At 47.8% G+C, this 14027-nt stretch carries 7 protein-coding genes; 5 read left to right on the top strand and 2 right to left on the bottom strand.

Annotated features, from left to right (window positions below):
- The first annotated feature begins 4 nt into the window (after positions 1-4).
- The 4 genes from QUA36_RS10695 (at position 5) to QUA36_RS10680 (ending at position 9399) form a co-directional block, all read left to right on the top strand.
- Positions 5-2821 carry a CHAT domain-containing protein gene (locus QUA36_RS10695; protein ID WP_333457308.1) on the top strand — a complete coding sequence of 939 codons (2817 nt, stop codon included), beginning with the start codon at positions 5-7 and terminating at the stop codon, positions 2819-2821.
- 435 nt (positions 2822-3256) lie between these two features.
- Positions 3257-4045, top strand: a complete 789-nt coding sequence (locus QUA36_RS10690; RefSeq protein WP_333457307.1) for a calcium-binding protein — start codon at positions 3257-3259, stop codon at positions 4043-4045.
- A 380-nt stretch (positions 4046-4425) separates the two neighbouring features.
- Positions 4426-6141 (top strand): S8 family serine peptidase, encoded by a 1716-nt coding sequence (locus QUA36_RS10685; RefSeq protein ID WP_333457303.1) that lies wholly within the window; start codon positions 4426-4428, stop codon positions 6139-6141.
- A gap of 411 nt (positions 6142-6552) precedes the next feature.
- The gene (locus QUA36_RS10680) at positions 6553-9399 is read left to right on the top strand and encodes a CHAT domain-containing protein (RefSeq protein ID WP_333457302.1); all 2847 of its coding nucleotides are present in this window, start codon (positions 6553-6555) and stop codon (positions 9397-9399) included.
- A 48-nt stretch (positions 9400-9447) separates the two neighbouring features.
- On the opposite strand, the gene QUA36_RS10675 is transcribed toward QUA36_RS10680, so the two are convergent.
- A complete protein-coding gene (locus QUA36_RS10675; protein WP_333457300.1) occupies positions 9448-11406 on the bottom strand; it encodes a cation:proton antiporter domain-containing protein in 1959 nt (652 codons plus the stop codon).
- Between the two features lie 535 nt (positions 11407-11941).
- Positions 11942-13222: a GH25 family lysozyme gene (locus QUA36_RS10670; protein ID WP_333457298.1), complete on the bottom strand. Its 1281-nt coding sequence runs from the start codon at positions 13220-13222 to the stop codon at positions 11942-11944.
- 113 nt (positions 13223-13335) lie between these two features.
- Between QUA36_RS10670 and QUA36_RS10665 the strand changes: the two genes are divergently transcribed.
- Positions 13336-13830: a DUF427 domain-containing protein gene (locus QUA36_RS10665; protein WP_333457296.1), complete on the top strand. Its 495-nt coding sequence runs from the start codon at positions 13336-13338 to the stop codon at positions 13828-13830.
- The last annotated feature ends 197 nt before the right edge of the window (positions 13831-14027 follow it).

Genomic DNA, 14027 nt, shown 5'->3' with positions numbered 1-14027 from the left:
TCCCATGCAGCCTTTCTCGCTAACACTGTTTAAATCTAGTAATTGTAAAGTGCGATCGGGCTTCCTGTTTCCCCTCGCCTTTTGCCTTTTGTCTGTTGCATTTTACATTCCTCCCCACTCCTCACTTCCGGCTGCTGCTCAAACTACTGATGCTCGTAAAGCAGAGGCCGATCGGCTGATGCAGCAGGGCAAGCAACAGTATCAGACTGGCCAAGTCCCAGCAGCGCTGAATTCCTGGCAAAAGGCACTGGAAATTTATCGCGCTCTCAAAAACCGCCAAGGGGAGGGTGCGGCACTAGGCGCTTTGGGACTCGCTTACCAATCTCTGGGCAACTCGGCCCAAGCCATTGAGTATGGGCAACAACAGTTAGCCATCGCCCGCGAAATTAAAAACCGCCAAATAGAAGGTTGGGCACTAGGCCTTTTGGGAGCAGCTTACCAATCTCTGGGCAACTCGGCCCAAGCCATTGAGTATGCACAGCAGAGTTTAGCAATCGCCCGCGAAATTAAAGACCGCCACCGGGAAGGTAGGGCACTGGGCAATTTGGGAGCCGCTTACTTCTATCTGGGCAACTCGGCCCAAGCCATTGAGTATTCACAGCAAAGTTTAGCCATCGCCCGCGAAATTAAAGACCGCCAATGGGAGGGTATGGCAGTGGGGGCTTTGGGACTCGCTTACAAATCTCTGGGCAACTATGCCAAAGCCATTGAGTATGCACAGCAAAGTTTAGCCATCGCCCGCGAAATTAAAGACCGCCAAAGTGAAGGTATAGCACTGGGGAATTTGGGAGGTGCTTACTTCTATCTGGGCAACTATGCCAAAGCCATTGAGTATTCACAGCAAAGTTTAGCCATCGCCCGCGAAATTAAAGACCGCCAAAGTGAAGGTGCAGCACAGGGCACTTTGGGACTCGCTTACAAATCTCTGGGCAACTGGGCCAAAGCCATTGAGTATTTACAGCAGAGTTTAGCCATCGCCCGCGAAATTAAAGACCGCCACGGGGAAGGTCTAGCACTGGGCAATTTGGGAGGTGCTTACCTCTCTCTGGACTACTATGCCAAAGCCATTGAGTATACACAGCAAAGTTTAGCCATCGCCCGCGAAATTAAAGACCGCCAGGGGGAAGGTGCGGCACTGGGCTCTTTGGGAATCGCTTACCGCAATAGGGGCAACTCGGCCAAAGCCATTGAGTATACACAGCAACAGTTAGCCATCGCCCGCGAAATTAAAAACCGCCAGGGGGAAGGTGTGGCACTGGGCAATTTGGGAATCGCTTACCGCGATTGGGGCAACTATGCCAAAGCCATTGAGTATACACAGCAACAGTTAGCCATCGCCCGCGAAATTAAATACCGCTTTGGCGAGGGTCAGGCGCTCAACAACCTCGGAGTGGCGTTCTTAAAGATTGGCAACCCAACAGAATCTGAAAAAATGCTCGTGCAGGGGATTCAAGTTTGGGAATCGATGCGGCAAATGCTCGGCTCCAACGACGCAAATAAAGTCTCCATCTTTGAAGGACAAGCTAAGACTTATCGGGCTTTACAACAAGTCCGGGTGGCTCAGAATAACCCGATCGCCGCTTTAGAAATTGCGGAACGGGGACGTGCTCGTGCCTTTGTCGATCTCCTGACACAGCGCTTATCAACTGGTGATGCCAGTTCGGTCATCGCCACTGCTCCCAACCAGGATCAAATCCGACAAATCGCCAAAGCACAGAACGCCACTTTGGTGCAGTATTCGATCGTCTATGACAGCTTCCAGATTCAGGGCAAACAAGTAGGGCGAGAATCTGCGATTTACATTTGGGTGATTCAACCCACGGGCGAAATCGCCTTCCGCGAGGTAGACCTCCAACCCCTTTGGCAAAAACACAACGCCTCTCTAGCCAGCTTGATCGTTGGCAATCAAGAATTCCTCGCTGTCCGCAGTCGCAGCAGTTTTGGCTCCACTCAACCCCAACTCAACTTACCGACACTACATCAACTGCTGATCGATCCAATTCAAACGCTTCTGCCCAAAGACCCCAATGCCCACGTCATTTTCATTCCCCAGGGTTCCCTTTTCCAGGTGCCTTTCCCCGCCCTGCAAGACTCTGGCGGCACTTACTTAATCGAAAAACACACGATTCTCACCGCCCCCTCGATTCAAGTATTAGATTTGACTCGACAACAACGACAGAAGCTAGCACAGAAGCCAGCCAACAGCAGCAGCGCTCTAGTATTGGGCAATCCCACGATGCCTAGTGTGTCTCTCTCTCCCGGAGAGCCCAAACAGCAATTGTCTCCTCTACCTGGGGCTGAAGCCGAAGCTAGAGCGATCGCGCCTTTGCTCAATACCCAAGCCATCACAGGCGCTCAAGGTACAAAAGCTGCGATCGTCCAAAAAATGCCCCAAGCATCGATTATTCACTTGGCAACGCATGGATTGCTCGATGATGTGCGCGGATTGGGAAGTGCGATCGCTATGGCTCCTTCTGGTAGCGATGACGGCTTATTGACTGCTGAAGAGATTTTTGACATGAAACTGCAAGCAAGCTTAGTCGTTTTGAGTGCTTGCAACACCGGAGAAGGCAGAATTACTGGGGATGGGGTGATTGGTTTGTCGCGCGCTTTGATTTCGGCAGGAGTGCCGAGTGTGATTGTTTCTTTATGGGCGGTTCCTGATGCGCCGACATCGGAATTGATGCAGTCGTTTTATCAAAATTTGCAAAATAATCCCGACAAAGCACAGGCATTGCGGCAGGCAATGTTAACTACGATGAAAACTCATCCCCAGCCGCGAAATTGGGCAGCATTTACTTTAATTGGGGAGGCAGAGTAAGTTTTTATTAATAGCGAATCGGCTCAAAGTTTTTAGACTAAATTTTACCCTAAATTATATCAAGTCCGGTTGTACCGGAATGATAGAGGAGACGGCAGTGCGGTTTCCCTACCCAAAATAACATTGTAGGGAAACGGCTCTGCCGTCTCCTTTTCGGATACTAATAATTCCGATGAAATCGGAAACAATCTTTATTCTTTATTCTTTAGTCGGCGCAGGCAGACTTTGTTTTTGTGGACGGGGTTTCAACCGCCGAGTTATCTTCTCAATCTCAAAACTGATGGGAGTGAACCATCTACTCTACATATTCACATACTTTGCACTTTCCCGCAATCTATTTTGCACCTCCTACTTCATCAAGTCTGTGGCTATAACGAATGATTTTCCCATCTGGGTTGCTTAAGATTTAAGTCAAGTGTTAAGAGAATTTTTTTTATGGCTTTACAACCAGATCTGTCAGAATCTAGACAATTACTTGGCGACAATACATCCGAATTTGTTACTTTGTCGATCGCAGATACAACTAATTTTCCTTTGGGAGTTTGGATGCTTGCAGGTGACGATTTCGTCACTGGCTCAACAGCAAATGATTTGGTTTATGGGAATGAAGGAGAAGATATTATCAGCGGGGACTTTGGCAACGATTCTTTATTCGGAGGAAAAAGTAAAGACTTCCTGATTGGAGATCAGGGAAATGACTCTCTCAGCGGCGGTCAAGATGCAGATTTTCTGATAGGTGGTGCGGGAAATGATATTCTCTTGGGCGGTAGAGGCAATGATTTTTTAGTCAGCGGTAACGGAAATGACACTCTGGTAGGAGGTTTGGGTCGCGACATTTTAGGAGCTTTGGATGATAATAATAGTTCAATCAAAATCGGGGGCAGCAATTTGTACGTCGTCCAAGCAGAACCCGGAGTTACAGATGTCAATAATGCCGATTTTATTGTAGGTTTCAGACCCGCTTTCGATCGAATTGGATTGGCAGGCGGTTTGACTGCTAGCGATGTAGACTTGCAATACGTGACAAACGTCACAGTTTTATTTGGGTATGATGCACCAGAAAGTGCCAAACTATTTACCCCGCCCGGTGCATTCGATACTCAACCGATAGAGAGTCAAGGGACTCTAATTAAAGTTAGGAATTCCGGCGATATCGTAGGCTTTGTGGCAAATGTAAGAGTGGCAGATATTCAAGGTAGTATTATATCGAGTCAGGGATTTTAATCACTTTCTACAGCCATTTACTACCAATTTATTCCTCATAAATGGCTCTTGAAAAATTCAGTGCCTAAAAGCGAAATTTATATCTAAAAAAGGACTAATGAGTTATATTCTTTAGTCCTCTTTTAGAGGACTTGCGCTATGAGACAGGGAATTAATTCCCTGGCGGACTGTGGAATGAATTTTTGTTCGCGATCGCGCTTCAATCTCAAAACTGATGGCAGTGAACCATCTACGCTACATATTCACATAACTTGCACTTTCCCGCAATCTAGTTTGCACCCCGTACTTGAGCAAGTCTGTGGGTAGAACGGATGATTTTTCGATCTGTGCTGCGTAAGATTTAAATCAAGAATGAATCTAAATATCTGAGGTTTTAAATTATGCTAGACATTACAACTAATCCTAACAATCGCCTTTATTTAAATCAACAGTCAAACGATATCGCCCCATCAACATTTCCGGTTAACAGCGACTTGTTCAACGGAGCGATCCAGCCATTGAATATTCCTGGTTATAGTGCTGAATCTAGCTTCACTAATCCCGCAGTATCCAGCTTAGACCAAAAGACACAGATAGCAGATTTTATTGTAGCTAATCCAGGCGCTGGCTTCAGTTACTCTGCGAGCGATCGAGTTAGTGGCGATGTCGCCGATGCTCAACTCAAACCGCAGTCACAATCGGCGAATATAAACGCAGATCCGCTAACAGGAATGACATCTGCTTCTGGGTTGAATTTCTCCGATCCAGGTAACACTCTTTCGACAGCTCGTAATATTCTTGGTGTTGAGAATGGTAGCATCAGCTTAACTGATTTTGTCGGAGTTGGAGATTCCCACGATTTCTACCGATTCGATATCAACACTAAAAGCAATTTTAACCTGCGTCTAGACGGTTTGAGAGCGGATGCTGACGTAAAGTTAATTCAAGATAGAAACCGCAACGGTGTAGCTGATTTTGGGGAAACTATTGACTACTCTCTTGAGAGTGGCACTGTCCCCGATGTGATTAATGTACCCAATCTGGCTCCCGGAACATACTATGTCCAAGTCTCTAGCTTCTTAGGCAACTCTACTAATTACAATCTGAATCTTTCTGCCACCTCTATTCCTGAACTAAATATTCCCACACCTAGCGGTTCTTTTAATAGTAATTACGGCTACGGTTTGGTGAATACAAATGCAGCAGTTTCCAGCACCTTAAACGGCTCAAATCCTTTTCCTGATCTTCCCGATTTGGGCGGGAATAATTGGGCGCTAGATGTCATGAACGCACCGGAAGTTTGGAATCAAAACATTACCGGAAATGGGATTGTTGTAGCTGTTGTGGATAGTGGTGTTGACTACAACCATCCTGACTTGGATGACAATATTTGGCGCAACACTGGTGAAATTGCTGAAAATGGCATTGATGACGATCGCAACGGATATATTGATGATATTCGGGGTTGGGATTTTGTGGCTAGCGACAACAACCCAATGGATCTGGATTTCGACGGTCACGGGACTCACATAGCAGGTGCGATCGCGGCAGAACGAAATGATTTTGGCATCACAGGAGTTGCACCCAATGCTAAGATTATGCCTGTCAGAGTGTTAGACACCTTTGGTTACGGCGAGTTGAATAATGTTGCTGCTGGAATCCGGTATGCTGCTGATAATGGAGCTAATGTAATTAACCTCAGTTTGGGAAATGAGTTTTACCCCAGCCTCGTGAATGACGCAATTGAGTATGCAAATAACAAAGGCTCTGTTGTGGTGATAGCAGCGGGAAATTCGGGTTTTAGCCAACCTGATTACCCAGCTCGTAATGCCGATCGCTTGGGAATTGCCGTGGGCAGCATTGATATAAACGGTAGGATGGCTGACACCTCGAACCGTGCGGGTTCCACACCTCTCGATTACCTAGTTGCTCCGGGAGTAGACATCTATTCTACAACTCCCTATAGCACCTATGACACCCTAACTGGCACATCTATGGCAACGCCACAGGTAGCGGGTGTAGTGGCTTTAGTTTTGAATGCTAATCCGACTTTAACTCCCGCTCAAGTTGAGCAAATTTTGACGACAACAGCTAATCGGAATGGGTTGATAGGATAGCATGGCAAATCCCGACTTAAGTCCTGCGGACATTAATCGAGCATTAGAGCAGACGGCTCTGGATATAGACGATCTAAACACCCCAGGTTTTCATTTTGGACTTGACTATGCCAGTGGGTAATGGTTTGATTCAAACCGATCGGGCGATCGCTAAAATTGTCGTCTAATTCAGATTAGAGTTCCTATCCCTGCGGCGAGATTGGGGAGGCAGAGTAAACTTCTATGAAGGTCGATCGCCCGTGGCAGATTGAGGCGATCGCACGACGAGGGCAGAAAGAGCGATCAGGCTAATTCTCTAAATTCCAACTCTAGAATCCTATGCTGTATTCCCCATTTAAGCGACTCAAATCAACCCACTCTAGGCTCACTCATGTTTTCCTAGCTTCCATTTCCCTGTTCTTGCTTGCCACTATGTCCCTATTAACTACTCCTGACTCTCTATTCCCAGCGATCGCTCAAACTACCGATGCTCGTCAACTAGAGGCCGATCGGCTAATGCAGCAGGGGATTCAACAGTATCAGAGTGGCCAATTCCCCGCAGCGCTCAATTCCGTGCAACAGGCACTGCAAATTTATCGCGCCCTCAAAAACCGCCAAAGGGAGGGTTTGGTACTGGTCTTTTTGGCAAATGCTTACCACGATGAGGGCAACGATGCCAAAGCCATTGAGTATTCACAGCAGAGTTTAGCCATCGCCCGCTCCATTAAAGACCGCCAAGGGGAGAGTTTGGCATTGGGCATTTTGGGAAATGCTTACTACTCTGTGGGCGACTCGGCCAAAGCCATTGAGTATTCACAGCAACTGTTAGCCATCGCCCGCGAAATTCAAGACCGTGAGGGGGAGCGAGCAGCACTAGGCACTTTGGTATTCGCTTACCGCTCTGTGGGCAACTATGGTAAAGCCATTGAGTATGCACAGCAATTTTTAGTTATCGCCCGCTCCATTAAAGACCGCAAAGGAGAGGGAGCAGCACTGGGCAATTTGGGAGCCGCTTACGAGGATCTGGGCGACTATAGCAAAGCTATTGAGTATGGGCAGCAGAGTTTAGTCATCGCCCGCGAAACTAAAAACCGCCAAAATGAAGGTAGGGTACTGGGCAATTTGGGATCCGCTTACAACTCTCTGGACAACTATGGCAAAGCCATTGAGTATGCACAGCAACAGTTAGTCATCGCCCGCGAAATTAAAGACCACAAAAGTGAAGGTGTAGCACTGGGGAATTTGGGAATTGCTTACAACTCTCTGGGCAACTATGGCAAAGGCATTGAGTATGCCCAGCAGAGTTTAGCCATCGCACGCGAAATTAAAGACCGCAAAAATGAAGGTTCAGCACTGAGCACTTTGGGAATTGCTTACCTCTCTCTGGGCGACTATCCCAAAGCCATCGATTATACACAGCAGAGTTTAGCCATCGCCCGCGACCTTAAAGACCGCAAAAGTGAAGGTAGGGCACTGGGCAATTTGGGAACTGCTTACACCTGGGTGGGTAACTATGCCAAAGCCATTGAGTATGCACAGCAACAGTTAGCCATCGCCCGCGAAACAAAAAACCGCAAAAGTGAAGGTTCAGCACTGGGGGGTTTGGAAGCTGCTTACATCTATCTGGGCAACTCGGCCAAAGCCATTGAGTATGCACAGCAACACTTAGTCATCGCACGCGAAATTAAAGACCGCTCAAGTGAAGGTTTAGCACTGGGGAATTTGGGAACTGCTTACACCCATCTGGGCAACTATGCCAAAGCCATTGAGTATATACAGCAGAGTTTAGTCATCGCACGCGAAATTAAAGACCGCTCAAGTGAAGGTTTGGCGTTCAACAACCTCGGAACAGCATTCTTGGAGGCTGGCAATCTAACAGAAGCTGAGAAAATGCTCGTGAACGGGATTCAAGTTTGGGAATCGATGCGTCAAATGCTCGGCTCCAACGACGCGAATAAAGTCTCCATCTTTGAAGAACAAGATCGCACCTATCGGACTTTACAACGAGTCCGGGTGGCTCAGAATAACCCGATCGCAGCGTTAGAAATTGCCGAACGGGGACGCGCTCGTGCCTTTGTCGATCTCCTGACACAGCGCTTATCATCAGGTTCTACCAATCCGGTGATTACCCCTGCTCCCAACCAGGATCAAATCCGCCAAATCGCCAAAGCACAGAATGCGACTTTGGTGCAGTATTCGATCGTCTACAAAGACTTTCAGATTCAGGGCAAACCAGTAGGGCGAGAATCCGCGCTCTACATCTGGGTGATTCAACCGACGGGCGAAATCACCTTCCGCCAAGTTGACCTCAAACCCCTTTGGCAAAAACACAGCGCCTCTCTAGCCAGCTTAATCGTTGGCAACCAAGAATTCCTCGCTGTCCGCAGTCGCAGCAGTTTTGGCTCCACCCAACCCCAACCCGACTTACCGACACTGCATCAACTGCTGATCGATCCCATTGCCAGCCTCCTACCCAAAGACCCCAAGGCCCACGTCATCTTCATTCCCCAAGACTCCCTGTTCCAAGTACCCTTCGGGGCCCTGCAAGATGCCAACGGCACTTACTTAATCGAAAAACACACAATTCTCACCGCCCCCTCGATTCAAGTATTGGATTTGACTCGACAACAACGGCAGAAGTTATTACAGAAGCCAGTCAACAGCAGCAGGGCTCTAGTCTTGGGCAATCCCACCATGCCTAGTGTGTCTTCCTATCTGGGAGCTCCCAAACAGCAATTGTCTCCTCTACCTGGGGCTGAAGCGGAAGCTAGAGCGATCGCGCCTCTGCTCAATACTCAAGCGATCTTAGGTGCACAAGCGACAAAAGCTGCGATCGTCCAAAAAATGCCCCAAGCATCTATTATTCACCTAGCAACGCATGGATTGCTGGATGATGTGCGCGGATTGGGAAGTGCGATCGCTATGGCGCCCTCTGGTAGCGATGACGGCTTATTGACTGCTGAAGAGATTTTCGATATGAAACTGCAAGCAAGCTTAGTCGTTTTGAGTGCCTGCAACACTGGAGAAGGCAGGATTACCGGGGATGGAGTAATTGGTTTGTCACGCGCTTTGATTTCGGCAGGAGTGCCGAGTGTGATTGTTTCTTTATGGGCGGTTCCTGATGCGCCGACATCGGAATTGATGCAGTCGTTTTATCAAAACTTGCAAAATAATCCCGACAAAGCACAGGCATTGCGGCAGGCAATGTTAACCACGATGAAAACTCATCCTCAGCCACGAAATTGGGCGGCATTTACTCTAATTGGGGAGGCAGAGTAAGGACGATCGCGATAAGCAGGTTACAGAGTACGATCGGGATACTAACCCTTACCGCGAAACTGGTGGCTGCAAAATTTCATCCTCCGGGGCTATTTTTGCTGACTCCAAAACCTCCTCTAAAACCGGAGAAGGAATCGGCACTTCCTCAACTACCTGATGCTTTTCCAAAGTCAAGCGTGACTGCGACGAACCAGACAATCTTTTCAATAATTGGGGTTTGCGATCGTACAACAAATAAATAATTCGATCGCCTGCTTGCCAAATCTGGGTCGCCGACACTACTTGCAAGTATCCCTGCCTTTCCACCAGCAACGGCGCCAACTCCCCGGCTTTAACCAAAGCTTGTAAGTGAGCAATCTGAAACTGCAATCCCTCTGTTTTTAACTCAGTTTCCCCCAATTTCACTTCGCCGTCGCTTAAATATTCGTTCCAATCCTTCAGCGACAAATCGGAGACGAAGGCTTGATTGATTTTAGTCGGATTTGCAGGCGTATTTGCTTGCGGATCTTTGGGAAATATTGCCAAAACCCTCGGCGGTGCAAACTCTTCGGCTGCTCGCTGAGCTAACACTAAGTTTACCTCGCCGTTGTTAGTCATTGCCAAAAAAGTTCCCATCGATTCGAGTCCGGCTTCTTCTAACACGCTGTGATCCAGAGCACTGCTCAAAAACACACGCAAACCCTCTCGTTCTGCTTGTGCACAAGCTTCCGGGTTCGTGTCAATAATTGCCACCGATTCTCCGCGTTCTTGAAACAAGCGAGCAATTAATCTGCTCAAAGGATTTGACCCGACAATTGCAGCACCGGTTGCCGATTTTGAGGTGACGCCCAACAGTTGAGCCATCCGTCCGGCGGTTAGTCCCTGGACGAAAACTGTCATAATAATTGTTAGGAAAACTAAGGCTTTAATCGAGTCGCCGCCGTTGATTCCCCGCTGGGTGAGCAAAATTGCAAATAAAGATGCGATCGACGCTGAGACAATTCCCCTCGGCGCTACCCAACAAACAAATAATTTCTGCCGCCAATTCAGTCCGCTGTTCCAAGTACACACCCAAACGTTTATCGGCCGCACTACCCACATTAAAGCTAAAACTGTAAACAAACTTCCCCAACCGAGGGCGACCACACTAGCGAGGGATAAATCGGCCGCCAGCAGCACGAACAGCATGGAAATAGCCAGGACTGTCAGTTGACCTTTAAACCTCCTCAGCAGCCTTTCTTCCGGCACAGCAGCGGCTCTGAGGACGATGCCGGAGAGGACTGTTGCCATCAGTCCCGATTCACTGCGGATTTCTTCTGCTAAGCCGAAAAATCCCCATAAACTGGCTAACACTACTAAGTTTTTGAGGTCTTCGGAGAGAAATTGCGATCGCTTGAGAAGGAATCCCAGCAGCCAACCTCCCACAACTCCGACGAGTGCGCCAACGAAGAGTCGCACGATTAAATCTCGGAACAAAACGAGCAAATCAGCATTGCCGTTTAAAATAATATTCAGCACCAATACTGCCAGAATTGCCCCGACTGGATCGATTAAAACGCCTTCTGCTTCTAGCAAGGCGGCAACTTTTTTGTCAACGGATACTTGTTTGAGCAAAGGGCCGATTACTGTCGGGCCTGTGACGACTACTAGAGAAGCATACAGAAATGCGATCGGCCAGGGGAATTCCCCCAACCAGTGTGCGGCCATTCCGCCGCCTATTAGCGTAATTAAAGTGCCTACGGTAACTAAATTGCGGATGCTGCCGGAAAGTTTGCCCAAATCTCGCAATTCCAAATTCAAGCCGCCTTCAAACAGAATTAAAGCTACGCAAAGGGATACCATAACTTCCAAACCGCTGCCCAGCAGATTCGGGTGCAGCACTCCCAAGCAGTCTGGGCCGGCTAAAATGCCAAACAACAGCAAAAAGACGATCGCCGGAACTTTCAGATAGGCGGCGAGAACTTGAGCGCTGATGCCACAGATGACGGTCATGACCATCAACTGGGTGATGTTAAAGGGGATTTCCATAGATATAATTGTTACAGGCTGCCCGCTCAGTTTTAAATGTTCGATCGCGGGTAATTGGAGTGCAGGCGCTATTTTCGGCGCAGCTTACAAACTCGGCACGGCCCTGGATTTTTCCCAATAAGATTAAAAAAACTTGATAGTCGCTATAACTTTATCAGATAATTCTATTGGCGTCAAAGATGGCAGTAAGCTGTAGCTAAGCGAGAGATTGTCTGTTATGTTAGAGAGTTGGACGGGGATGCGGGCACAGAGGGATAGGATTTGACGAATTTTGATGGGGAGTCATTCGATTTTAGATTTTAGATTTTGGATTGACCCCACGGATAAATTCGGAGGCTTGAGGATTTTAGATTTTCGATTTTGGATTGATTCCACGGATAAATCACGTGGCGCGTACCACCTTTGAAATTCGCTTGTAAATCTCAAATCTCAAATCTCAAATAGCAAGAGTTGTCGGCTTTCCAATTACAGAGCGATCAAACCCCCAAATTTATCTGTGGAGTCAATCTCCCATCTAAAATCTCCCATCTATAATCTATAATCGACTGGCATTCTGCCACCTGCGAAAAAACTCCGAGAGAATGGCCGGCGAAATTCGCCCTTCCAGCCAATCTAAAGCCTGGTTTTGCTGCGGTGCGGCCCGATAAAATTTGCACGCATCTATCAGCCGAATCGGAGAATTAGTGACAATAGATTGAGCTCGCCATTTTTGTGCAAACTCGGTAATAATAGCCGGAGAAATTTGTTTTTGCAGCCAATCTAAAGCTTGGTCTTGTTGTGCTAAACCGCGATAAAATTTGCCCACATCAATCAATCGCAAATTACTGTCTTGAGGTAAGGTAGTTGCCCGCCATTTTTGAGCAAATTCCCCTAAAACAGAGGTAGGAACCTGACTTTGCAGCCAAATTAAGGCAGTATCTTGGCTAGCCTTAGCTTGATAAGACGAGAATACCTGAGTCAGCCGCACGTCTGAGATGGGAGGGGGAGTCGGAGTGGGAGTAGGCTGCGGAGTGGGTGTCGGGGCTGGAGGGGGAACAATTACTTTGGGAGGTTTTCGCATCAAAGCGGCCCAGGTTTTGAGGCTTGCAATGCCATCTGGATTGAGACCTTGAGATTTCTGAAACGAGATGAGCGCCGCTGTGGTGGTAGCTCCAAATTTACCATCCATCGCACCTTGATAAAAACCTTTAATTCTTAATTCCTTCTGGATGTCTGCAACTTTATAACTTTGGGCGCCTTCTCGGACGCTTTCAAAAATATTGGTGTCTACATTGCCCGATACGCCGGACACGGTGCCGGTGTCGCTGTACTGCCAAAAAGTCCAAGTTTTCCAGCCGCCGGGAACCCAAGGTTCATCAGCACTGGTATAGTGAGCAATCCACAGCGGGTAATCGGCAAACCGTTTTGTCCCCAGGTTGTCCCAGAAACCGGGGTAAGTATAAATAATCGGCCGCATCAAGGTGGCTTTTTCGACTGCTTCTAACCAAATTGCGGCTCGATCGCACAATTGAGTCGCACTCAAACCGCCTGTAGTTTCGATATCCAAGACTGGCGGCAAATCCCCCGGTTCGAGTTTTACAGTTTTCAAGAACAAATCTATTTGCCCTTGAACGCTGCTTGCAGGTTGAAAAAAGTGGTAAGCACCGCGTTGAATCCCCGCCGCTTTCATCGCCGCCCAATTGCGAGCGAAAGTTTGGGCAACTAAAGTTACACCTTCGGTCGATTTGACAAAACTGAAGGTAATACCATCCCGCGCAACGGCTTGCCAATTGACATTGGGCTGGTAGTCGGAAACATCTATACCGCGAATACTCATATTACCAAGGGTTGAGAAAAGCTGGTTTGCTCTGAAGCAGCGACTCGATTAAGGGTACATTAAATTGTAATGCTAAGTCGCTAAGTGTTTTTTTTGCAGTGGAGATTGTGCGAATGAACTTCGATCGAATAGAGCCCGGCCCTGGTCAAGAGTCTGTTTGGGATTACCCGCGTCCCCCTCGGCTTGAGGAATCGACCAAACACGTACAGATAATTTTTAATGGAGTGACGATCGCCGACACGCGCCGTCCTCAGCGGGTATTGGAGACCAGTCACCCTCCTGCCTACTATATCTGCCCCGATGACATCAAAATGGAATATTTGCACAAAACTTTACGGGGTTCTTGGTGCGAGTGGAAGGGACAAGCCGGTTATTACAATGTGACGGTAGAGTCGAAAGAAGTAGTAAATGCGGCTTGGTTTTATCCCAATCCTAATCAGGTTTTTGCAGCTATTAAAGATTATGTGGCTTTTTATCCAAGCAAGATGGATGCCTGTTATGTGGACGGGGAATTAGTGCAATCTCAACCAGGGGATTTTTACGGCGGCTGGATTACCAAAGATATTGTCGGCCCGTTTAAGGGAGGGGAAGGAACTTGGGGGTGGTGAGGGAGTTTTGAGTTTTGAGTTGAGGACAGTGGCAGACACCGCGTTTTTTTTACGCAAAACCTCGTTACAGCCTCGACCTCGGTTTCAAAACCAGGTTTCTTGAGTTTGCCTGCACCATCAATGAGTTGAGGAATGGCGCAAAAATTGTTTTTTTTACGCCGTAAAAATCCTAGTAAAAAATTGAGTAAAAAATCCAG

It is taken from the genome of Microcoleus sp. Pol10D4, assembly GCF_036701555.1.
Taxonomy (GTDB): Bacteria; Cyanobacteriota; Cyanobacteriia; order Cyanobacteriales; family Microcoleaceae; genus Microcoleus.
The sequence above is the reverse complement of the archived record's forward strand: the minus strand, read 5'-3'. Positions and strand labels throughout refer to the sequence as shown.

Coding starts and splice junctions, on each gene's coding strand:
- QUA36_RS10695 (WP_333457308.1), top strand. CDS start 5: ATGCAGCCTTTCTCGCTAACACTGTTTAAATCTAGTAATTGTAAAGTG.
- QUA36_RS10690 (WP_333457307.1), top strand. CDS start 3,257: ATGGCTTTACAACCAGATCTGTCAGAATCTAGACAATTACTTGGCGAC.
- QUA36_RS10685 (WP_333457303.1), top strand. CDS start 4,426: ATGCTAGACATTACAACTAATCCTAACAATCGCCTTTATTTAAATCAA.
- QUA36_RS10680 (WP_333457302.1), top strand. CDS start 6,553: ATGTCCCTATTAACTACTCCTGACTCTCTATTCCCAGCGATCGCTCAA.
- QUA36_RS10675 (WP_333457300.1), bottom strand. CDS start 11,406: ATGGAAATCCCCTTTAACATCACCCAGTTGATGGTCATGACCGTCATC.
- QUA36_RS10670 (WP_333457298.1), bottom strand. CDS start 13,222: ATGAGTATTCGCGGTATAGATGTTTCCGACTACCAGCCCAATGTCAAT.
- QUA36_RS10665 (WP_333457296.1), top strand. CDS start 13,336: ATGAACTTCGATCGAATAGAGCCCGGCCCTGGTCAAGAGTCTGTTTGG.